Annotated in this window: 23 protein-coding genes (1 of these 23 running past the window's edge); 12 read left to right on the forward strand and 11 right to left on the reverse strand. The window is 62.8% G+C overall.

The features are described from left to right. The 3 genes in view from ACZ2HM_RS19045 to ACZ2HM_RS19055 are tightly spaced (at most 31 nt apart) and all read left to right on the forward strand, a layout consistent with a single transcriptional unit that may run on beyond the window. A protein-coding gene (locus ACZ2HM_RS19045; RefSeq protein ID WP_470427203.1) for an MFS transporter crosses the window boundary here: on the forward strand, positions 1 to 451 show its 3' portion. 842 nt of this gene lie to the left of the window's left edge; the window shows 451 of its 1,293 coding nt (coding positions 843-1,293); its start codon lies beyond the left edge, outside the window; it ends in the stop codon at positions 449 to 451. A 3-nt stretch (positions 452 to 454) separates the two neighbouring features. After that, entirely contained in the window at positions 455 to 1,327 is an 873-nt protein-coding gene (locus ACZ2HM_RS19050; RefSeq protein WP_313921665.1) for a helix-turn-helix domain-containing protein, read from the forward strand. Positions 1,328 to 1,358: 31 nt separating this feature from the next. Continuing rightward, entirely contained in the window at positions 1,359 to 1,586 is a 228-nt protein-coding gene (locus tag ACZ2HM_RS19055) for a hypothetical protein (protein ID WP_037478237.1), read from the forward strand. Positions 1,587 to 1,649: 63 nt separating this feature from the next. On the opposite strand, the gene ACZ2HM_RS19060 is transcribed toward ACZ2HM_RS19055, so the two are convergent. The 6 genes from ACZ2HM_RS19060 to ACZ2HM_RS19085 form a co-directional block, all read right to left on the reverse strand. Then, positions 1,650 to 2,588 (reverse strand): Gfo/Idh/MocA family oxidoreductase, encoded by a 939-nt coding sequence (locus ACZ2HM_RS19060; RefSeq protein WP_037475066.1) that lies wholly within the window; start codon positions 2,586 to 2,588, stop codon positions 1,650 to 1,652. A gap of 105 nt (positions 2,589 to 2,693) precedes the next feature. After that, complete coding sequence (locus ACZ2HM_RS19065; protein WP_037475068.1) at positions 2,694 to 3,590, reverse strand: class III extradiol dioxygenase subunit beta; 897 nt, start codon at positions 3,588 to 3,590, stop codon at positions 2,694 to 2,696. Between the two features lies 1 nt (position 3,591). Continuing rightward, on the reverse strand, positions 3,592 to 4,044 hold the full coding sequence (gene ligA, locus ACZ2HM_RS19070; protein ID WP_037475071.1) for a protocatechuate 4,5-dioxygenase subunit alpha: 453 nt from the start codon (positions 4,042 to 4,044) through the stop codon (positions 3,592 to 3,594). Continuing rightward, complete coding sequence (locus tag ACZ2HM_RS19075) at positions 4,041 to 5,063, reverse strand: amidohydrolase family protein (RefSeq protein ID WP_470427204.1); 1,023 nt, start codon at positions 5,061 to 5,063, stop codon at positions 4,041 to 4,043. The genes ligA and ACZ2HM_RS19075 overlap by 4 nt, the downstream gene beginning before the upstream one ends. Positions 5,064 to 5,152: 89 nt before the next feature. Next, positions 5,153 to 6,109 (reverse strand): DUF1932 domain-containing protein, encoded by a 957-nt coding sequence (locus ACZ2HM_RS19080; RefSeq protein ID WP_470427321.1) that lies wholly within the window; start codon positions 6,107 to 6,109, stop codon positions 5,153 to 5,155. Positions 6,110 to 6,173: 64 nt separating this feature from the next. After that, positions 6,174 to 7,325, reverse strand: a complete 1,152-nt coding sequence (locus ACZ2HM_RS19085) for a LysR family transcriptional regulator (RefSeq protein WP_470427205.1) — start codon at positions 7,323 to 7,325, stop codon at positions 6,174 to 6,176. Between the two features lie 106 nt (positions 7,326 to 7,431). On the opposite strand from ACZ2HM_RS19085, the gene ligK reads away from it, so the two are divergent. The 7 genes from ligK to ACZ2HM_RS19120 all read left to right on the forward strand — a co-directional run bounded on the left by ligK (position 7,432) and on the right by ACZ2HM_RS19120 (position 13,190). Further along, positions 7,432 to 8,106: a 4-carboxy-4-hydroxy-2-oxoadipate aldolase/oxaloacetate decarboxylase gene (gene ligK / locus ACZ2HM_RS19090; RefSeq protein WP_037478319.1), complete on the forward strand. Its 675-nt coding sequence runs from the start codon at positions 7,432 to 7,434 to the stop codon at positions 8,104 to 8,106. Next, the gene (locus ACZ2HM_RS19095) at positions 8,099 to 9,163 is read left to right on the forward strand and encodes a 4-oxalomesaconate tautomerase (RefSeq protein WP_470427206.1); all 1,065 of its coding nucleotides are present in this window, start codon (positions 8,099 to 8,101) and stop codon (positions 9,161 to 9,163) included. The genes ligK and ACZ2HM_RS19095 overlap by 8 nt, the downstream gene beginning before the upstream one ends. A 110-nt stretch (positions 9,164 to 9,273) precedes the next feature. Continuing rightward, positions 9,274 to 10,152, forward strand: coding sequence for an amidohydrolase family protein (locus tag ACZ2HM_RS19100; protein WP_470427207.1), 879 nt, complete (start codon positions 9,274 to 9,276; stop codon positions 10,150 to 10,152). Between the two features lie 95 nt (positions 10,153 to 10,247). Beyond that, the gene (locus ACZ2HM_RS19105; RefSeq protein WP_470427208.1) at positions 10,248 to 10,751 is read left to right on the forward strand and encodes a nuclear transport factor 2 family protein; all 504 of its coding nucleotides are present in this window, start codon (positions 10,248 to 10,250) and stop codon (positions 10,749 to 10,751) included. A gap of 117 nt (positions 10,752 to 10,868) precedes the next feature. Beyond that, the gene (locus tag ACZ2HM_RS19110) at positions 10,869 to 11,621 is read left to right on the forward strand and encodes an SDR family NAD(P)-dependent oxidoreductase (RefSeq protein ID WP_470427209.1); all 753 of its coding nucleotides are present in this window, start codon (positions 10,869 to 10,871) and stop codon (positions 11,619 to 11,621) included. Positions 11,622 to 11,688: 67 nt separating this feature from the next. Then, entirely contained in the window at positions 11,689 to 12,264 is a 576-nt protein-coding gene (locus ACZ2HM_RS19115) for a TetR/AcrR family transcriptional regulator (RefSeq protein ID WP_470427210.1), read from the forward strand. An 80-nt stretch (positions 12,265 to 12,344) separates the two neighbouring features. Next, positions 12,345 to 13,190, forward strand: a complete 846-nt coding sequence (locus ACZ2HM_RS19120) for a TauD/TfdA dioxygenase family protein (protein ID WP_470427211.1) — start codon at positions 12,345 to 12,347, stop codon at positions 13,188 to 13,190. A gap of 76 nt (positions 13,191 to 13,266) precedes the next feature. Here the strand turns inward: ACZ2HM_RS19120 and ACZ2HM_RS19125 are convergent, their stop codons facing one another. The 5 genes from ACZ2HM_RS19125 to ACZ2HM_RS19145 form a co-directional block, all read right to left on the reverse strand. Further along, complete coding sequence (locus ACZ2HM_RS19125; protein ID WP_470427212.1) at positions 13,267 to 14,598, reverse strand: aromatic ring-hydroxylating oxygenase subunit alpha; 1,332 nt, start codon at positions 14,596 to 14,598, stop codon at positions 13,267 to 13,269. 18 nt (positions 14,599 to 14,616) lie between these two features. Then, the gene (locus ACZ2HM_RS19130) at positions 14,617 to 15,384 is read right to left on the reverse strand and encodes an enoyl-CoA hydratase/isomerase family protein (RefSeq protein WP_470427213.1); all 768 of its coding nucleotides are present in this window, start codon (positions 15,382 to 15,384) and stop codon (positions 14,617 to 14,619) included. 170 nt (positions 15,385 to 15,554) lie between these two features. Beyond that, positions 15,555 to 16,817: an acetyl-CoA hydrolase/transferase family protein gene (locus ACZ2HM_RS19135; protein WP_470427214.1), complete on the reverse strand. Its 1,263-nt coding sequence runs from the start codon at positions 16,815 to 16,817 to the stop codon at positions 15,555 to 15,557. Next, positions 16,814 to 17,707, reverse strand: coding sequence for an HpcH/HpaI aldolase/citrate lyase family protein (locus ACZ2HM_RS19140; protein WP_470427215.1), 894 nt, complete (start codon positions 17,705 to 17,707; stop codon positions 16,814 to 16,816). The genes ACZ2HM_RS19135 and ACZ2HM_RS19140 overlap by 4 nt, the downstream gene beginning before the upstream one ends. 14 nt (positions 17,708 to 17,721) lie before the next feature. After that, positions 17,722 to 18,888 carry an acyl-CoA dehydrogenase family protein gene (locus ACZ2HM_RS19145; protein ID WP_470427216.1) on the reverse strand — a complete coding sequence of 389 codons (1,167 nt, stop codon included), beginning with the start codon at positions 18,886 to 18,888 and terminating at the stop codon, positions 17,722 to 17,724. A gap of 181 nt (positions 18,889 to 19,069) precedes the next feature. Here ACZ2HM_RS19145 and ACZ2HM_RS19150 point away from each other — a divergent pair, with 181 nt between their 5' ends. Together ACZ2HM_RS19150 and ACZ2HM_RS19155 are read left to right on the forward strand one after the other, a co-directional pair. Next, the gene (locus ACZ2HM_RS19150) at positions 19,070 to 20,254 is read left to right on the forward strand and encodes a CaiB/BaiF CoA transferase family protein (protein ID WP_470427217.1); all 1,185 of its coding nucleotides are present in this window, start codon (positions 19,070 to 19,072) and stop codon (positions 20,252 to 20,254) included. A 203-nt stretch (positions 20,255 to 20,457) separates the two neighbouring features. After that, entirely contained in the window at positions 20,458 to 21,855 is a 1,398-nt protein-coding gene (locus ACZ2HM_RS19155; RefSeq protein WP_470427218.1) for an aromatic ring-hydroxylating oxygenase subunit alpha, read from the forward strand. Positions 21,856 to 21,857: the final 2 nt, after the last annotated feature.

The raw sequence follows: 21,857 nt of genomic DNA on the forward strand, positions 1-21,857 counted from the left end.
CTATCTTCCGTCCAGCGCAGGTAGCGTGCTGGTCTGGGCCAATGTCGGCGGGCTAGTGGGTGCGTTACTGCTCAGCGTCCTAAGCTGGCGCATCGCTGTCCGCCCTCTGGTCATCATTACCATGGTTGCATCGACCATCATGGTCACGTTGTTCGGCCAGGAACAGACGACACTGTCTGGCCTCAGCTTGATTGCGGCATCCGCCGGCTTCTTCACGAACGCTGCGGTCGTGGGTCTCTATGCGCTGATCGCCCAGTCCTTTCCGACCGCCGTGCGCGCGGGCGGGACCGGTATCGTCATCGGCGTGGGCCGGGGCGGCGCAGCGTTGGGGCCGATATTGGCGGGCTTTCTGTTCAGCCTCGACTTCACCCTGCCACTCGTCACCATTGTCATGGCTTCGGGATCGTTGCTGGGCGCGGGATTGCTGCTGGCGCTGCGCCAACGCCGATAAGCCATGACCGCCTCGCCCCTCCCCAGCTTCTATCTTTATGGCGAGCCACAGCGCAGCGTTGCGGAGGGGTTCGTGCATGTCGAAAGTCTGGACGACCGCTCGCGACCCAGCGAATGGACAATCCGCCCCCATGTCCATCGCGACCTCAATCATATCATCCTGATCGCCGAAGGGGGCGGGGCGATGCAGGCGGAGGAGGCTGCGGTTCGCTTCGACGCCCCCTGCCTGCTGCTCATCCCGGCGGGCATCGTCCATGGTTTTACCTGGGCCAGTGAATCGCGCGGGGCCGTGGTCACCATCGCCGACAGCTATCTGCGCCACCTCGTCCTGCGCGATGCGGACCTCGTTCCTCTCTTCGCCCACCCTCAAGCCGTCGCGCTCCCTCGATCGGACCGCGCCGCAGCAGAAGACGCCATCACCCGCATGGATCAGGAGTTAAGCTGGGCCGGGCCAGGCCAGCGCGCTGCGGTCGAATCCGCATTGCTGCATCTCATGGTGCTGGCGCTACGTCATGCCACTTTGGGCCAGCAGGTTCAGCCCGGCACCCCGCGCCAGGCCGCATTGGTTGCGCGCCTGCGGGAACGGATCGACCAGCGGTTCCGCCTGCGCGAGCCGGTATCCGCCCATGCCCGCGCGCTCGGCGTCAGCCTCACGGCCCTGCGCCAGGCCTGCGCGCGCGTCGCGAACAGCTCGCCCGCGCAGATGCTCGACGACCGCGCGTTATTGGAGGCGCGCCGGATGCTGCTTTATTCCCAGCTGTCGGTCACCGACATCGCCTATGCCGTCGGCTTCGAAGATCCCGCCTATTTTTCGCGCTTCTTCGCCCGCCATGTCGGCCAGCCGCCGCGCAGCTGGCGCGCCGCGCGCGAGAGTTGACGCACCCGCCTGCGCCTTTAAGGGTTGGCGCATGACGGCCGACAAGCTCATCGACCTGCTCGTGGCCCGACTGGTGCGCGACCATGGCAGCAGCAAGCATCACTGGCGCCGGGTGATCGGCCCGCTGCGCGTGTATAGCCGCGCCACCCACCCCCATTGCAACTGGAACGCGACGCCGACCGGTACGATTGCGGACGTCGCGCTCATAGAAAATATGCTCGACGATCTGCGCATGGCGCATCCGCTGCTGACGGCCTGACGCAAAAGGGCGCAGCCGGTTGCCCCGACTGCGCCCTTTCGTGCGACCCCGAAGGGATGTCGATCAGACCAGCTGTTGTTCCAATTCGCCTAGCACGCGATAGCAGTCGAAGACCTTCGCGACGCTCGAATTGGGCTCGCGGCCTTCGCGGATCGCGCCGATGAACTCGCGGTCCTGCAACTCGATGCCGTTCATCGACACGTCCACCTTTGACACGTCGATCGGCTCTTCCTTGCCATTAACCAGATCGTCGTAGCGCGCGATATAGGTGCCCGTGTCGCCGATATAGCGGAAGAAGGTGCCGAGCGGCCCGTCATTGTTGAACGACAGCGACAAGGTGCAGATCGCCCCACTCTCGCTCTTCAACTGGATCGACATGTCCATGGCGATCCCCAGTTCGGGATGGATCGGCCCCTGCATCGCATGGGCCGACACGATCTTGCCCGCCTGATAAGCGAACAGATCGACCGTATGCGCCGCGTGATGCCACAGAAGATGGTCGGTCCAGCTCCGCGCTTCGCCCTTCGCATTGATATTCTTGCGGCGGAAGAAATAGGTCTGCACATCCATCTGTTGAATGTTCAGATCGCCTGCGGTGATCAGATTATGGACATATTGGTGGCTGGGGTTGAACCGTCGCGTATGCCCGACCATGCAGACAAGGCCCGTTTCCTGTTGTTTGGCCAGCACCTCCTGCGCATCGGCCCAGCTATCCGCTAACGGAATTTCGACTTGGCAGTGCTTGCCCGCGTCCATGCAGGCAATGGCCTGCGCCGCGTGCATTTGCGTCGGCGTACACAGGATCACCGCATCGACATCGTCGCGGGCCAGCGTCTCGGCTAATTCGGTGGTCGCATGGCCAATGCCATATTTGTCGGCAATCGCCTGGGTCGCGTCCAGCCGGCGACCGACCAGCGACGTCACCGTCACGCCATCGATATTCTTGAGGCCATCCAGATGCTTTTCGCCAAAGGCACCCGCGCCAGCCAAAGCAATACGCATAATAATCTCCGTACCAATCAAAAAGCCCCTCCCCTTCAGGGGAGGGGTTGGGGTGGGGCCGTGAGGCAGGCGCTGCGCCTGATCTCATGCGCCCACCCCGCCGATTTACTCCGCCGCGATCGCCGTAACCGTATCGCTTCCGGTCATGTCCAGCCCTTCGCCATTGTCCGGGCGCAGCACCAGATGGCCGATCGCGGTGTTGGAGCAAGGCACATGATAATGGCGGTGCAGCGCGCGGGTCTTCTTCCCCAGCGCGCCGCGCATCACCAGCCACATCACCATCTCGATACCTTCGCTGCCGGTTTCGCGCAGATATTCGATATGCGGAATGCGGCGCAGATGGTCGCTGTCACCGATCAGCCCGTCCAGGAATTTATTGTCCCATTCCTTGTTGATCAGGCCCGCGCGCGGCCCCTGCAACTGGTGGCTCATGCCGCCCGTGCCCCAGATCTGAACATTCAGATCTTCGGGAAAACTCTCGACCGCTTTGCGCACCGCCTCGCCCAGTGCCCAACAACGATTGCCCGATGGCGGCGGATAGGTGACGACGTTGACCGCCAAAGGCACGACCTTGCACGGCCAGGCGTCGGGCTTACCGAACATCATGGAAAGCGGCACGGTCAGGCCATGGTCGACATCCATCTCGTTGATGATGGTCATGTCGAATTCGTCCAGCACCAGGCTCTGCGCGATATGCCAGGCAAGGTCAGGATGCCCCTCGACGTCCGGCACAGCGCGCGGGCCCCAGCCTTCATCGGCCGACTTGTAGCGCTCGCCACAGCCGATCGCGAAGGTCGGGATGATCTTCATGTCGAAGGCGGACGCATGGTCATTATAAACGAGGATGATGACATCGGGCTTTTCGGCCTTCTCCCATTCGCGCGTCCAATCATAGCCCGCGAAAATGGGGCCAAAATACTCGTCCCGATCCTTGTTGAAGTCCGACGCCACGCCCAGCAGCGGCACATGGCTCGACGCCACACCAGCAGTAATTCGCGCCATATCAGCGATCCTCATTCTTGGCCGCAGCCGCAGCTTCATTGGCCCTGATCGACCGCACGCCTTCGGGCGAACGACCACCGTTCATCATCATCTCGCGATATTGCGGGAATTCCATGTCCGTCATGGTGCTGACGGCTTCGGCGAACGGAATGCCATCGGTCGAAAACAGCTTCGCCAGAAAATAGACATTGCCGCCCAGATCGAGGCAGCGATTATAATCGCGCGCCAGCATTGCTTCCTTCTGGTCCTCGGTCAGCGGCCATTCGTCCATATAGGCGCGCTCGTCGGCCTTGAACCGGGTGCGATTCTCGTCCTTCATCAGGCTCATCGCAAACTGGTTCATATGATAGCCCTGCCGCGCCCGCTTGGCAGTAAAGACACGGGTGCCGGGAATATCCTCCATCTCGGCCAGATATTCATGGATATCCTGGTGCTTGGGATCTTCTGTTATCATAGTCCCTTCTCCTTCAACTGGGCATCAAGGCGCGGGAACACCCGGCGGGCATTGCCCTCGAAAATCGCGGCGCGCTCGGCATCGCTGATCTCCAGCGCATCGACATAGCGTTTGGTGTCATCGAAATAGTGGCCAGTGGTCGGATCGATACCGCGCACCGCGCCGACCATTTCCGATCCGAACAAGATATTCTTGTTGTCGATCACGTCGGCCAACAGATCGACACCCGGCTGATGATAGACGCAGGTGTCGAAGAAGATATTGTTCATCAGATGCGTGGACAGGTCCGGCTTCTTGAACATGTCGGCAAGGCCGCGATAGCGCCCCCAATGATAGGGCACAGCGCCGCCGCCATGCGGAATGATGAAGCGCAGCGTCGGGAAATCCTTGAACAGATCGCCTTCCAGCAACTGCATGAAAGCGATGGTGTCGGCGGCGATATAATAGCCGCCGGTCGCGTGCATCGCCGGATTACAGCTCCCCGACACATGGATCATCGCGGGCACGTCCAGCTCGACCATCTTTTCGTAGAAGGGATACCAATATTTGTCCGTCAGCGGCGGATGGGTGAAATGCCCGCCACCCGGATCGGGATTGAGGTTGCAGCCGATGAAGCCCATCTCGACGCAGCGTTCCAGCTCGGCGATGCTGTTGCTCATGTCGGCCTTGGGCGACTGCGGCAACATGCATACACCAACGAAGGTTTCGGGGAACATCGCCACCACCCGCGCGATCAGGTCGTTGCAGCGCATCGCCCATTCCTTGGCCATCGCCTCGTCGCCGACATGCGGCGCCATGGCCGACGCGCGCGGCGAAAAGATCGTCAGGTCCGCGCCGCGCTCCTTGATCAGGCGCAACTGGTTCGCCTCGATCGTCTCGCGAATTTCCGCGTCGCTGATGTCGGGATAGGGCGGACAGGGCGTACCCGCCTTGAACGCAGTCTTTTGCTCTTCGCGCCAGGTGTCATGCCCCTTCGGCAACACCGTATAATGGCCATGGCAATCGATAATCAGGCTCATCGCGTCTCTTTCCTCAATCCTTATTCCGTCACCCCAGCGCAAGCCGGGGTCTCAGGCGACAGCGCACCACGCCCGCCCCAAAACCCCCGTCATTCCCGCAAAGGCGGGAACCCATCTCCCAACGCTTCCTCCATCGCAAACGCAGGAGATGGATCCCCGCCTTCGCGGGGATGACGGACAGGAGAGTCGCGAACAATATGCGCAATCTTCGCGCCCAGCCCTTCCGGCACTATCTTCACGCCCAGCGCCCCGATCACCCGCTGCCGCTCGACCGTGCCGCGCGTCATCGCGGCCCCCGTGCCAACGCCTTCAAGCGTCTTGACCACTTCCTCCATCTCGGCCGCACGGCGCAGGCCATGCACCAGCATCCGGTCGAGATTATAGTCGGCCCGCGCACCCCAGGGCTTGGCTTTCTCGCTCGCGTCGAGCGATGCCAGCACCTCGTCCAGCACGTCGGCCGCCTCGGCCGCCAGCACACATTCGGCGGTCAGCGCTTCCATGCCCTTGACCATAACCGAGCGGATCATCTTGATCGATGATGCGCGCCCGACATCGGCACCCACGATACGGGTCTTGGCAAAGCCCAGCGCCGCCAGCCGCGCCTGCGCTTCGTCGGCACGGCCACCGCTCAACAACAGGGGGACATTCAACCGCGCCGGATCAACCGGCGCCATCACAGCAACATCGACATAATGGGCACCCGCCGCCGCGATCGCGCGCTCCGCGGCCTGCTTGGTCTGCGGCGCAACGCTGTTCATGTCGCAATAAAGCGCGCCTGGCGCAATCATCGCCGCAGCAGCCTCGGCCACCGCCAGCGCCTGGTCCGCCGTCACCAGCGACAGGATCAGCCCGACGCCATCCAGCGCGTCTTCCAGAAAGCGCGCGGGCAGGACGCCCGCCTGCCTATAGGCCGCCAGCATCGCGTCACGCGTGGCCGCCGCATCGGTCTTGGCATCATAGACATGGGCGGCCGCAGCCCAAGCCCCCGCCAGCGCAAAGGTGGACCCTGCCTCGCCAAACCCGATAAGACCGACTTCCTGCTCCATGGGAAAGGGCATGCCGGATTGTATCCCGCCCGGCCAATCATATCCGGGGGCGTATCATAAGATTTTACGAATTCATGGTTGCGACGGCCTGTTCGATTGCCGCCATAAACTGTTGCTGCAACCGGGTCGGTCGCCAATCGGCGCGACTGGTGACGCCGATGGTCCGGCTGATCTCGCCGGGCGCCGGACCGATATCGGCCAGCATCCCGCTGTCGAGTTCGACCCGCAACTGATCGACCGACAACAAGGTGAGATAATCGCCGCTCACCAGCAATTGCCGCACCGTCATCACGGAGCCGCACTCGATCGGCACGGCAGGCAAGTCGCCGCCCAGCGCGGCGAACATTGCCTGCCATAATTGCCGCAGCGGCGTCCCTTCGGGCGGCAATATCCAGGGAAAGCGCCGCAGATCATCGCCATTCCAGCCCTGCTCCAGCACATGCCCCGCCCGCGCGAAGATCGTCGGTCGATCCTCGAACAAGGGTTGCTGGATCAGATCCTGTCCAATGGTCGCATCGCGCAACGCGCCGACCATCATGTCGATCTCACCATCGCGCAACGGTCCCACCAGTTCGGCATGCGACCCTTCGACCACCGAAATATCGACCTGCGGAAATTCCCGGCGAAAGCTGGTGATCGCCAGCGGCAGCAGCCGGGCCCGGCTGAGCGGCATGGCCCCTACCAATATCCGCCCGCTATCCTCCCCCATCAGTTCGGCAATCTCTTCCAGCCCCTGGCGCAGCTCAGCCAGTGCCAGCCGCAATCGGCGCGCCAGCGTCACCCCGGCGCGGGTGAGCATCAACCCCCTCCCCCGCCGCTCGGCGAGACGCACCCCCAGCGCCAGCCCCAGATCGCCGACCGCGCGATGCAACGAAGGCTCCGCCACCCCGGCCTGCACCGCCGCCGCCGCATAGCTGCCACCGCGCGCCAGCGCGACGAAGGCCCGGATTTGCGCGGCCGTCACCCGGCTGCTGCCGATCAGTCGCAACGCCACATCGACGCGCGGCTTGAAGCGCAGCGCGACCGGCGTCGGCACCATCCCGCCCGGTCGCCGCTCGAACAAAGCCGCGCCCAATTGCGCCTCCAGCTTGGCGATGCCCTGGGTCACCGCAGGCTGGGTCAAATTCACCGCCCGCGCCGCCAGGCTGACGCTGCCTTGCTCCACCACGGCGGCCATCGCGGCGAGATGCCGGATATTGAACTGATCGACCTGCATTTTTGACAATTAGCAAAATTTTATGCGGCCGCGCCAGAACGGATTTGAGCATGGCGCCACTATTGTCCATGTCGCTGTCTGGTTTAGGAAAGAGGAGCAAGCGCCCATGTCCGGCATCGTCGTCCAGAATATCGAACGGGCGGACCTTTCCGTCATCGACGGTCTCGCCCAATGCGGCGTCGCCACCGTCCATGAAGCGCAGGGCCGCACCGGCCTGCTTGCCCCGCACATGCGCCCCATTTATCCCGGCGCCCGCATCGCGGGCAGCGCCGTCACCATCTCCGCCCCTCCCGGCGACAATTGGATGGTTCATGTCGCGATCGAACAGCTCAAGGAAGGCGACATCCTCGTCCTCGCGCCGACCAGCCCGTGCACCGATGGCTATTTCGGCGACCTGCTCGCGACCTCCGCCCAGGCGCGCGGCTGCCGCGGCCTGATCATCGACGCCGGCGTCCGCGACCTGCGCGACTTGAAACAGATGAATTTCCCGGTCTGGTCGAAAGCGGTCCACGCCCAGGGCACGATCAAGGGGTCGCTTGGATCGGTCAATGTCCCGGTCGTCTGCGCCAACGCACTGGTCAACGCAGGCGACGTGATCATCGCCGACGATGATGGTGTGTGCGTCGTGCCGCGCGCCGACGCCGTTGCCGTGCTGGAAAAAGCACAGGCCCGCGAAGCCGCCGAAGAAGCCAAGCGCGTCCGCCTGGCCGCAGGCGAGCTCGGCCTCGACATCTACAATATGCGCCCCCGCCTCGAAGAGATGGGCCTTAAATATGTCTGACGCCCTCACCTCCGCCCGCGTCATGTGGATGCGCGGCGGCACGTCGAAGGGCGGCTATTTCCTGGCCGACGACCTCCCCGCCGACACCGCCGCCCGCGACGCCTTCCTGCTGCGCGCCATGGGATCGCCCGATCCCCGCCAGATCGATGGCATGGGGGGGGCCGACCCGCTGACCAGCAAGGTCGCGGTCGTGAAGAAGTCCGCCAGGGATGGCGTCGATATCGACTATCTCTTCCTGCAGGTTTTCGTCGACCAGGCGATCGTCAGCGACGCGCAAAATTGCGGCAATATCCTCGCCGGGATCGGTCCCTTCGCGATCGAGCGCGGCCTCGTCGCCGCGCAGCCGGAAGAGACGCGGGTCGCTATCTTCATGGAAAATACCAGCCAGATCGCCATCGCCACGGTCCAGACGCCCGGCGGCACTGTCCGCTATCATGGCGACGCCCGCATCGACGGCGTCCCCGGCAGCGCCGCCCCCATCCCGCTGGAGTTTCGCGACACCGCCGGTTCCTCATGCGGCGCGCTGCTTCCCACTGGCAACGCCTATGACGAAGTCGAGGGCGTCCGCGTCACCCTGATCGACAATGGCATGCCCTGCGTCGTGATGCAGGCGCGCGACGTCGGCATTACCGGCTATGAAGATCGCGATACGCTGGACAAGGACAGCGATTTGAAAGCCCGCATCGAAAAGATCCGCCTCGCCGTCGGCGAACGCATGAACCTGGGCGATGTCACAGAAAAGTCGGTGCCCAAGATGATGCTGGTCGCCCCGCCCCGCAATGGTGGCGCGGTTACGGTGCGCAGTTTCATTCCGCATCGCGCCCATGCATCGATCGGCGTGCTGGGTGCAGTCAGCGTCGCGACGGCCTGCCTGATCGACGGGTCGCCCGCCGCCGACGTCGCCAACATTCCCGATGGGTCGCGCAAGACGCTATCGGTGGAACATCCCACCGGTGAAACCACCTGCGTCATGGAACTGGACGAGAGCGGCTCGGTCACCAGCGCCGCCATGCTGCGCACCGCCCGCAAGCTCATGGATGGCACCATTTTTTCCTGACCGTTCGGGCTGAGCCTGTCGAAGCCCTCCACTTTTCTTGAAGAAACAACAGCCGTTGGCTTCGCCGACCTACGGTTCGACAGGCTCAGGGCGAACGGAGTTTTTAAGATATGACTCGGATCGTTTCATGGCACGGCAACCCGTCCAAACCGCTCTGTACGCCCCCGCCCGGCGCGATTGATGCGCACTGCCATGTGTTCGGGCCGATGGCGGACTTCCCGTTCAGCGCTAAGGCGAAATATCTGCCCGAAGACGCCGGACCGGACATGTTGTTCGCCCTGCGCGACCATCTGGGTTTCGACCGCAACGTCATTGTCCAAGCCAGCTGCCACGGCACCGACAATAGCGCGACGCTAGACGCCATCGCCAAGTCTAACGGCAAAGCACGGGGCGTCGCTGTCGTTGATCCGGCGATCTCGGAGGCTGACCTCCTGGCCCTCCATGACGGCGGCATCCGCGGCATCCGCTTCAATTTCCTCAAGCGCTTGGTCGACGACGCCCCCAAGGACAAGTTTCTGGAAGTCGCCAGCCGCCTGCCAGCGGGCTGGCACGTAGTCATCTATTTCGAGGCGGACATATTGGAAGAATTGCGCCCCTTCATGGATGCCATCCCCGTGCCCCTCGTGATCGACCATATGGGCCGCCCCGACGTGACCCAGGGGCCGGACGGCGCGGATATGAAGGCCTTTCGCACCTTCCTCGACAGCCGTGACGACATCTGGTTCAAGGCGACCTGTCCTGACCGCCTCGATCCGAATGGCGCCCCATGGAACGCCTTTGCCGATGCGGTGGCGCCATTGGTCGCCGACTATCAGGACCGCGTGCTGTGGGGCACCGACTGGCCCCACCCCAATATGCAGGACGCCATCCCCGACGATGGCCATCTGGTCGACATGATCCCGCGCATCGCGCCAACGGCAGAGTTGCAACGCAAGCTGCTGATCGACAATCCGATGCGGCTCTATTGGCCGGAAGAGGCAATGGGCTAGGAGCAGGATCGCCGGGCCGATATCAGCCAAGGCGGTGGTGACGCGCCGACACCATCCGGCTTAGACCCTTCCCCCTGGATAGAGGGAGAGGCCGGATGGACGCGCTGCACATATTGGTCGCCAAGGAAGAGATACGGCAGCTGGCGCAGCTTTATTCGCGTGGCGTCGATCGTAAGGATCTCGCGCTGCTGCGCACGCTCTATACGGACGATGCGATCGATAATCACGGCCCTTATTCGAGCGGCCCGGTCACGAACTATTATGCCTTTCTCGAACGGTCGCTGCCCCACATGCATATCGGCAGTCACCATATCTGCAATCATCTGATCAGCGTCGATGGCGACACGGCGCAAGGTGAAGTCTACGCCATCGCCTGGCACCTGATCCCCGATGGCAAGGGTGGCCTCGCGCATGACGTCCAAAGCGTCCGCTATGTGGATAATTATCGCAAGGAGAACGGCCGCTGGCTGTTCGCGCGGCGCGACGTCCAGTTCGACATGAAGCTGCTGCTTCCGGCCGCCGATCATGGCGAAAAGCCTGATCCCACTCAGGACGCGACTTACGCAGTGCTTCCCGCGGCTTTGTTTGCGCGTCATTGACGCTCCGCCGCCGGTTCGCCGAGGCGATCAAACCAGGCCTTGCTTGACAGCGTCGGCGGCGATGTTGATCACCCGTTCAAACGACGAAATGGTCGGCATGGCAGGAAGGATTTTTCGATGACACGCTCTCTCAATGGCAAGGTCGCGGTGGTGACGGGCGCGGGGTCGGGTATCGGGCGGGCCATCGCCATCCGCCTAGCCGAAGACACGGCGAAGATCGCTATCTGGGACATCAATGCCGAAGGTGCCGCCGAAACCGCGCAGATGATCAGGGATGCCGGTGGCACCGCCATTGCCATCGCCGCCGACTGTTCGGACAAGGCCGCCATCCATGCCGCGGCGGAGGAAACGCGCGCCACGCTCGGCCCCGTCGCCATCCTGGTCAACAATGCCGGCATCGCGCCCTTCACCCCGTTCATGGAGATTGAGGACGACCTGTTCGACAAGGTCATCCACATCAACCTGCGCGGACCATATCTGCTGACCAAGGAAGTCTTGCCCGACATGCTCGCCGCCCAATGGGGCCGTGTGATCAACATCACCTCCTCCTCGGTCCAGTCCGGTTCCTTTGCCCAGGGCCATTATGTCTCGTCCAAGGGCGGATTGATGGGCATGACCAAGGCGCTGGCACTGGAATTCGCCGCCAGCGGCGTGACGTTCAACATGGTGCCGCCCGGCTTCATCGACACGCCCATGCTGCGCGCAGCACCGATCGACGTCGATGCCTTTGCCCAGACCCTGCCGATGAAGCGCGTGGGCAAGCCGGAGGATATTGCCGCCGCCTGCGCCTATCTGGCGTCGGAGGAGGCCAGCTACATCACCGGCCAGACGATCAGCACCAATGGCGGCCGCTATATGGGATCGCATTAAGCCCGAACAGAAGAGCGCCGTGCCCCAAGCGCCTTGCGCACGCGTCACCGGCTCTTATGCTGGCACCATGGTCCAGAAACGTCGCATTGGAGCCGAAAGCTCCGAAACCCGTGCCCGCATCGTTAACGCTGCCGAACAGGTGATCCGCGATGAAGGCTATGCCGCCGCCAGTTCGCGGCGCGTTGCCTTGCGCGCGAAATTGCCACCATCACTGGTGCATTATTATTTCCCAACCACCGATGACCTGCTGCTCGCCGTATTCCGGCGCGGCGCGCAGCAAAGTGATGCGATGATCGACCAGGCGCTGGCCAGCGACGATCCGGTGCGTGCGCTGTGGCGTTTCTTCACCGATACCAGCCGCACCGCGCTGGCGATGGAATTTGTCGCGCTGGCCAATCACCGCAAGGCAATCCGCGCAGAAATCACGCGCCACAGCGAAGCGATGCGCGCTCGCCAGACCGCCTGTCTCGACCGGCTGCTTGGGCCGAAACTGGCCGAGCAAGGTATGACGGCTGCGGCCATGAGTGTGCTGCTCGCCAGTGCAGGACGGGCGTTGGTCATGGAAAAGGGTCTGGACGTCAGCGCCGGGCATGACGATGCGCGCCAGGCGGTCGAACGCTGGCTGGATAAGCTCCTCGCCTGAAAAATGAGGCATGTTGACTTTTTTTCGACCCCGTGCTGAACATGTGTTCAAGACATAGGGAAGACTGAGGAGAGTCGGACATGGCAAGCACCGCAATCACGCGCATGGCGCATGAAGAGATCAAGCCGAACATCGGTAGCCGCATCCTGAACAGCAAGGCGGAATTGCTGGCGGGGGATCTGGGACCGCAGCTGCGCGAGCTGTTGGAACAGCGCGGCGTGCTGGTGTTTCCCAAGATCGATTTCGACGACGAAGAACAGATCGCCTTCACCAAGACGCTCGGCACATTCGCGCCCGAAATGCAGGACGGCACCAACCACAAGATCCACAAGATCACGCTCGACGTGAAGGAAAATCCGCAGAGCGCCGAATATCTAAAAGGCTCGCTCTACTGGCATATCGACGGCACGATGAACGACACGCCGATCTTGGCGTCGCTGCTATCGTGCAAGGTCAAGGCACCGTGGGGCGGCAATACCGGCTTCTGCAACACCTATGCCGCCTATGAAGCGCTGAGCGACGCGCAGAAGGCGGAATATGAGAAGCTGCGCGTAATTCATTCAGTGTGGGCGACGGTCTTCTATTATGAACCGGAACCCAGCCTCGCCAAGATTGAAGGGATGCAGCGGATCGGCGAAAATGAACTACCGCTGGTGTGGAACCACAAATCGGGCCGCAAGTCGCTGGTCCTTGGCTGCACCGCCCATCGTGTCAAAGACGTGACCCCCATAGAAAGTGCCAAAATTCTGGTTGGCCTGCGCGAATGGGCAACGCAGGAAGAATTCAGCTACAGCCATGAATGGAGCGTCGGCGATCTGGTGATCTGGGACAATACCGGCACCATGCACCGCGCCGAAGCCTATGATCCTAGCTCCAACCGCATGATGCATCGCACCAAGTTACAGGGCGAAGAGCCGTTCGAATAAAACGGCTTGAGCGCCGGCAAGTTAGAAGCCCGTCGCCAGATATGGCGGCGGGCTTCTCAATAGGTATCTCAGATATTTAGTCGATCGACTTTGGTGCCCCGGTGCCCATGTAACGCGCCAGATTCTGGTGCAGGCTGGCGACCGAGCGCTCCATATAGGGGTTGGGCTGGGTGCCGCGGAAGCCGACATTCTTCATGCCCTGCTGGACGGCGGCCATGTTGGTGAAATCCTGTTGCAGGACCGGCGGCCATTCCTCCGGTTTGGTATATTCCCAGTCGGTCGCGGGCGCTTCGCCGTCGGGGAAGAGTTCGTAGACTGCTGCCTCGAAAATACATTTGTCCGGATCGCCCTGATAGGGACGGGCCGAATAGCAGAGCATGTTGTTGACGGCATGGCCGATCTGGAAATTGGGGAATATCTGCCAGGCGGTGCCGCTCCTGGCGGTATGGGATGGCTCGACCACCGGCCAGATGACGCCGCGCTTGGCGTCGTCGGCGCGGGCGGTGGCCAACCAATGCTGCAACACCTGCGGCGCGGGGGTGCCTTCGGGCAGTTCGTCCTTCAGCCGCTGCGCCGCGTTGACCAGCGTCATGGTCGTATTGGTGTTGGCATTTTCCCAGGTGAAGAGCTGCATCTCCGCCGTCGAGAGGCGCGGGTCTTCACCCGATCCGACGCGCAACTTGGCCTGGTTTTCGTCCATATTCTTGGGCGCGTCATAGCCGATATTGCTGTGCAGGCCATGTTGGCGCGCCCAGCCGCGAAATTCGCCGAAGGCATTGAATTCGGGGTGGGTGGTCTGGACATGATAGGTTTCGCTGAAGGCTTCGAGCGCGACCTTCCAGTTGCAGTCGAAGATGATCCATTTGCGCCAGCGATAGCGCATATTCTGGAGGCCGAAGGGGTCGAGCATGCCCGGCACGACGCCCAGATAGTCGGTCAGCGACTCCCCGTCGGGACCAAGGCTGATCCATGCCCAGCCGCCCCATGTGTCGACCCGTACCTTGCCCAGCGCGGTGCGTTCCGCGGTCAGCTTGCCCTGCCAATCATCCTGATGGTTGACGAAGGTGCATTGCCCGGTTCGATCGAAGGTCCAGCCGTGGAAGCCGCAGATGATACTGGTGCGGTTGCCGCGTGCGTTGCGAGCGCCCGCCGGCGTGTCGATCAGACGGCGGCCACGATGGGGGCAGACATTGTGGAAGGCACGCAGTTCGTTGAGGCCGGTCCGCATGACGATGACCGAGTCTTCGAGAATGTCGTAGGTGACGAAGTCGCCCACATTTGGAATGTCCTCCAGCCGGGCGGCCTGAAGCCAGACTTTGCGCCACAACCGGTCCTGTTCGGCGCGCGCATAATCGGGCGATATATAGGCGTCGACCGGGACGGTGACCGGCTGTGTCAGATCTGTCATGGCATCCTCGCTTGTCATCTATCGGCCCTGCCACTGGGGCGGGCGCTTTTGGGCGAAGGCACGCGGGCCTTCCTGTGCATCTTCGCTTTGGTAGGTGTATTCCGACGCTGCACGGGCGGCCTGGAGCGCAGCGGAGCGGCCCATCTCGGTCGCAAGCATCACCGTGTCGCGGCCCGCCTTCACCGACAAAGGCGCGCCGTCCAATATTTCGGTGGCCAAAGCGATGGCGGCGTCCAGCAGTGCTTCGGGTTCGGCTAGGCGGTTGACGAGGCCGATCTCATAAGCGCGCTGGGCGGTGATCGGCTTGCCGGTCAGGATGATCTCCATCATGATCCGCTGCGGGATCATGTGAATGAGCGGTGAGGCCCAGGGGGACGAGCGGCCGACCTTGACCTCGGTGATGGCAAAGCGCGCAGTGGTGCTGGCGACGCACAGGTCGCAGGCCTGCGCGATCATCCAGCCGCCCGCGAAAGCGACGCCGTTGACGGCGGCGATCGTGGGCTTGGTCAATTCGATCGTGTCGTAAGGCAGCGGGAACATGGCGCGCGGCGGAACGGTCATGCCGGTTTCGACCATTTCCTTGAGGTCGCCACCCGCGCAGAAGGCCTTGTCGCCCGATCCTGTCAGGATGGCGACGCGCAGCGCCGGGTCCGTTTCGAACCTGTCCCATGCGGCGCGCAAGCCTTCGCGCACTTCGCGGCTGAGGCAGTTGCGCTGGTCGGGGCGGTTGATCGTCAAGACGGCAATGCCATCGGGGCGGGCGTCGAAGAGGATGGCGTCGGTCATGGGCGGGCTTCGATGCTAGAAGAAGAGAGGGTTCGCGCGGAGTCGCGGAGGCGCAGAGAAGAAGCGTGTGCGGCGAAGCCGATCTGATCTTTCCACGGGCAGGAGAAGCCTGATTCAAAGCCTGCGGCACTCCATCTACTCTCCGCGTCTCCGCGCCTCCGCGTGATCATCTAAAACCCCCTTTGCGCGATGATATGGGCGGCCCGGTTCAATTCCTCGCGAAAGTCTGGATGGGCGATGGCGATCAGGCGGCGAGTGCGCTCGGCGAGGCTTTGCCCCTTGAGTTCGGCCGCGCCATATTCGGTGACGATGACGTCCACGTCGGTACGGGCGGTGGTGACCGGGCCGGAAAGCTGGGCGACGATCTTGCTGAGCGTGCCGCCCTTGGCTGAAGCCGACAGCGCGATGATCGAGCGGCCGCCCGGCGAGCGGCTACCGGCCCGGACGAAATCTACCTGCCCGCCGGTGCCGCCCAGATAGGCTGCGCCCGATTGTTCGGCATTGACCTGTCCGGTCAGGTCCACCTCCAGCGCGCTGTTGATCGTGACCAGGCGCGAGAGGCGGCCCAGCACAGCGGCCTCGTGGGTATAGCTGGTCGCGCACATGCGGATGGCCGGGTTGCGGTGCGCCCAGTCGTAGAGGCGCTTCGTGCCGATGAGCGCGCCGTTGATCGACACGCCGGGGTCGACCTCCTTGCGCGCATTGGTGATGACGCCTGCCTCCACCAGTTCGACAAGGCCATCGCCAAGCATGCCGGAATGGACGCCCAGATCCTTGCGGTCGTGTAGCAGCCGCAGGATCGCATCGGGCACAGCCCCAACCCCAGTCTGGATCACCGCGCCGTCGCCGATATAGGCGGCACAGTGGCGGGCGATGGCTTCGTCGGTGGGACCGATCGCGGCGGGGGCGACTTCGACCGGCGGACGGTTGACGGGGATGGCGACGTCGATCGCCGAGGCCGGGATGGTTTCGCCCGGCGTGAAGGGGACCGCTTCGTTGATTTCGGCGATGACGAACCGCGCCTTGTCGACGGCGGCGCGGACATAATCGCTGATCAGGCCGCAGCTATGATTGCCCTGTTCGTCGGCCGGGCTGACCTGGATCATCGCTACGTCGCAGGGGATGATCCCGGCGGTGATGAGTGGGCCGACCTGGCTGACATGGACGGGAATGACCTGCAGCTTGCCCGCCTTGGTCATGGACCGCAGCGCGCCGATCGCGCCCATGCTGGACAGGGCGAAGCTGTCGGCGGTGGCCGGGGTGAAGAGGCCGGAAAAACTGGTAGCGATGAAAGCGGACAGGCCCGGAATATCCCGGCCCTGGTCGATCAGCGCCTCGACTAGGGTGGTGGGTTCGCCACAGGCCTGGCCGATGACGATATGGTCACCGGCCTTTAAGTGTACAGCGAAGCGGACAAGAGTTTCGCTTTTCACAATCGCCCTACTTGTCGGAGTAAATGCTCAGCGCGGCTGAGATGGGGACGATCAAGCATCCCGCCCTTGTAACCGATCGCGCCGACGCCCGGATTTTTCGCAAATATATCAAACACTTCAATCGCCTGCGCTATTTCCTCCTCGGTGGGCGTGAAGGCGGCGTTGATGACGTCGACCTGCGCCGGATGGATCGCCAGCATGCCGCGATAGCCATCACGCCGTACTTTTTCCGCACGGGCCTTCAGGCCTTCGAGATCACGGAAATCGCCCTGGATCGTTTCGATCGCCGTCACACCGGCGGCCGCTGCGCCGAGCAGGCACATGGACCGCGCCAGTTCATAGGTGAAGCCATAGCTGCCATCGTCATTGCGGTTGCTGCTGGCGCCGATCGAGTCGGCCAGATCCTCCGCGCCCCAAGTGAGCGCAACGACGCGCGGCGCGCCCTTATAATCGCCCGTATGGAACATCGCTTTCGCCGTTTCGGTGACCAGCACGATCAGCGGGGTCGAGCCTTCATCGATGCCATTGGCGACTTCAAGCGCGGAGAGATAATGGTCGAGCCGCTCCACATCCTGCCGCCCGTCGACTTTGGGGAGCATGATGCCACCGGGGCGCGCGGGCATGATCGCGGCGAGGTCAAGCAGCGTATGGGGACCGTCCAGCGGATTGACCCGAACCCACAAACGGTCCCGGCCTTCGGCGCGGCTGGCCAGACAATCGTGGACCCGTTGGCGCGCTAGCACCTTATTGTCGGTCGTGACGGCATCTTCCAGATCGAACAGCGCGATGTCCGCCGCGCTGTCGGCGGCCTTGGCCATCTTCTTCTCGCTATCGCCGGGAGCGAACAGCCAGGAGCGCATCTTGATCGAAAGGGTGGCGGGGGTGGACATGATCTTCTCTCCGGTCAGTAGGATTTGGGCAAGTCCAACACTTTTTCGGCGAGAAAGTTAAGGATCATATGCGGGCTGACCGGCGCGGTGCGCGGAATCAGCACTTCGCGCAGCAGCCGTTCGACATGATATTCCTGCGCATAGCCCATGCCACCCAGCGTCAGCATGGCGGTATGGCACGCCTCGAACGCAAATTCGGCGGCGAGATATTTGCCCGCATTGGCTTCGACGCCACATTCCTCGCCCTTGTCGAATTTGGTAGCGGCCTGCATCACCATCAGATTGGCCGCTTCCAATTGCGCCCAGCATTTGGCGAGCGGGTGCTGAATTCCCTGATTCATGCCGATCGGCCGGTCGAACACGATGCGTTCGCGGGCATAGCGGGCGGCGCGCTGGATAGCGTTGCGGCCAATGCCCACCGCTTCGGCCGCGAGCAATATGCGTTCGGGGTTCAGCCCTTTGAGGATGATGCGGAAGCCCTGCCCCTCTTCGCCGATCCGGTCCTCTTCGGGGATGAAGAGGTCGTTGATGAACAGCATGTTGGAGCCGACCGCATGACGGCCCATCTTCGGGATCAGCTGATGCTCGATTCTATCGCGGTCGAGTTTGGTATAGAAGAGCGACAGGCCGTGGGTCTTGTTCTCCACCTCGTCGATCGGCGTCGTCCGCGCGAGCAGCATCATCCGGTCGGCGACATGGGCGTTGGTGATCCAGATCTTCTCGCCATTGACGCGATAGCCGCCCGCCTCGCGCACAGCGCGGGTCTTGAGCTTGGTCGTGTCCAACCCGGTATTGGGCTCAGTGACGGCAAAGCACATTTTTTCCGCGCCCGACAGGATCGGCGGGATCATGCGCTGCTTCTGTTCCTCGGTGCCGAACAGGTCGATGGGTTCGAGGCTGAACACCGGGCCATGGATGGTGGAGGCTGCCGTCATGCCGCCGCCCGCTTCGGCCACCGCCTGCATCATGATGGCCGCTTCGGTGATGCCAAGGCCCGCGCCGCCCACTGAATCCGGCATGGCGACGCCCAGCCACCCCGCCTGCGCCATCGCGGTGTGAAATTCGATCGGATATTGGCCATCTCGATCACGTGCGAGCCAATAATCGTCGCTGAACTGGCTGCATTGGGCCAGCACGGCGTCGCGAATATTCTGCTGGTCGTCGGTAAAGGCAAAATCCACGTTTCTGGTCCCGATTGCCGCAAGGGGCGGTCCTGATTGTCGGCCTTTTGGTTATCAGTGGGGGATAAGGCGCACAATCGAACGGCTGTTCAACATCCGACATATCGGTGGGGCGAAGTGGTTGGCCATGGCGTCGCCGCGCCGCCTGTCCTAGCCCGACGGCATGGAACAGGAGAGAGACATGGGCGAGCCAAAGGGCCATGGTGGGCCGCTGACAGGCGTGCGGGTGGTCGATCTGACCGGGATGGTCTTTGGCCCCTATGCGACGCAGATCATGGCCGATATGGGCGCAGACGTCATCAAGGTGGAGCCGCCGGGCGGTGGCGACCAGACCCGCTATATCAATGGTGGCAATGCGCCGGACCTGGGCGGTGTGTTCACCAACGTCAATCGCGGCAAGCGCAGCATCGTGCTGGACCTGACCAGCGAGCCGGACAAGGATGTGCTGCGCGCGCTGATCGCGACGGCGGATATCTTCATCCATTCGATGCGGGGCAAGGCGATCGCGCGGTTGGGGTTCGACTATGCGGCGGTCAGGGCGATCAAGCCCGACATCGTCTACACCAATTGCTATGGCTATAGTCGGCGCGGGCCGGAGGCGGACAAGCCGGCCTATGACGATACGATCCAGGCCGAATGCGGCATCCCGCATCTACAGGCGCTGATGACCGGCAAGCCCGACTTCATGGCGACGATCATTGCCGACAAGGTGGCGGGGCTGACCGGCCTGTACGCGACCATGATGGCGCTGTTCCACCGCGAGCGCACCGGCGAAGGGCAGGAGGTGGAAGTCGGCATGTTCGAGACGATGGCCGCCTTCATGCTGACCGAACATGCCAGTGGCGCGATGTTCGATCCGCCGATCGGCCCGGCCCATTATCACCGCGTGGTCGCGCGCAACCGCAAACCCTATGCGACCAAGGACGGGCATATCGCGGCGCTGGTCTATAATGACAAGCATTGGAACGCCTTTATCGGCGCGGTGCAGCCGGAATGGGCGAGCGAAGAGTTCGACAGCCTGCCCAAGCGGGCGAAGCAGATCGACCGGGTCTATGGCTTGCTGGGTGGGACATTCGCGCAGCGCACGACGCAGGAATGGCTGGATTTGCTGGCGTCGCTGCATATCCCCGCCGCGCCTTTGCGGACGACGGATGAGCTGTTCGAGAATGACCATCTGAACGCCATCGGCTTTTTCGAAACAGTGGAGACCGAGCATGGCACGGTGCGCTTTCCCGGCGTTCCGACCTGGTTTTCCGCGACGCCGGGGAAAGTAGCCGGCGGTGCGCCGGGGCTGGGCGCGCATGGGGATGAAGTGCGGGGGGAATTACGCCATTCCTCCCCTGGCAGGGGAGGTGGCAGGGCGTAGCCCTGACGGAGGGGTGTCACGCTATCGATAACGCGACACCCCTCCACCACGCGCTTCGCGCGCGGTCCCCCTCCCCCGCCGGGGAGGATTTTTTTGGATTTGCACCGCCACGGCGATGATGCGGGGTGCCCGCCCGATCCGTCTTGAACGCCCCTCCCCAGCCTTTACCCTTCGCCCTTAAAGCTAATAGCGGACAGGGTGACATGGCAGAGGATTTGGCAGCGACGACATCGGTTCCGTTCGAGATTACCGACCCCGAACGCATCCCGACGCCACGCTATTATGACAAGGCATTCTACCAGCGCGAGTGCGAAGAGCTTTGGCCACATGTCTGGCAGATGGCGTGCCGCGTGGAGCAGGTGCCCGAAGTCGGCGACTGGATCGAATATAGCAATCTTGGTCAATCGGTCATCATCGTGCGGACCAAGGATGGCATTCGCGCCTTCCACAATGCCTGCCGCCATCGCGGCGTGCCGCTGACCGAGGGGAGCCATGGCAATTGCAAGGGCAAGGGGTTCATCTGTCCCTTCCATGGCTGGCGCTGGAATATCGAGGGGAAGAACACCTTCGTCTATGGCCGCCATTTGTTCAGCGAGGGGCAGTTGGACGAAGCCGATCTGGCGCTGCGCCCGTGCCGCAGCGAAATCGAAATGGGCTGCGTGTTCATCAATTTCGATGATGATGCGCCGGGATTCCGGCAGCAATTGGGGCCGCTGGCGGCGGGTCTGGACGCCTATAATGCCGACAAGATGCGCGCCGAATGGCAATTCGCCACGGTGCTGCCCGCCAACTGGAAGACCGCGATGGAAGCCTTCATGGAGGGCTATCATGTCATGCGCACGCACCCGCAGCTTCAGCAGAAGGTGCCGATCCTCTATAATATGATGTATGGCATGGACACGGGCGGGATTGGTGTGCCGATCAATCCCAACCGGTCGATGCGCGACAATATCGTCGATCAGGTCGATCATCTGCAATTGTTGAGCGATGGCATGGCGGGCATGTGCCACGCCAAGGATGTGGCGGTGGCGCGCACGCTGATCGACGTCGAATTGCCCCACGATCCGGGCCAGGCGATCATGCAGTGGTTCGGCACGCTCAACCATTGCGTGACGCAGGCGGGGCTGGCGCGCGGCGAACCGGCGCCCGACCTCAATCACATCGCGGTCAATACGCCGGTGAAAGCGGTGGAGTTCATCTTCCCCAATTATTTCCTGCTGCCATTCCTGTCGAGCATGGCCGCCTATCGCATCCGCCCGCTGGGACCGGAAAGCTGTCTGTTCGAGCTATGGTCGCTGACCCACTTCCCCGAAGGCCAGGAACCGCCGCCAGTGATGGAGGCGGTAACATTGCCCTATGACAGCGACCAGTTCCCGATGATCCCGCGTCAGGACTATAGCAATATCCCGATCCAGCAGAAGGGGCTGCACGCCCAAGGCTTTGATTTCATGCGATTGTCGAAGGAGATTGAGGGGCTGATTTCCAACTATCAGCGGATCATCGATGGCTATCTGAAGGGCGTGGAGCCGGAAAAGCTGAGCGCGGCGACGCAGAAACTGGCGGGGAATTTCGACGGGCCGATATTGGATCTGGGGTTTTAGGG

The organism is Sphingobium sp. KKT206, assembly GCF_055640555.1.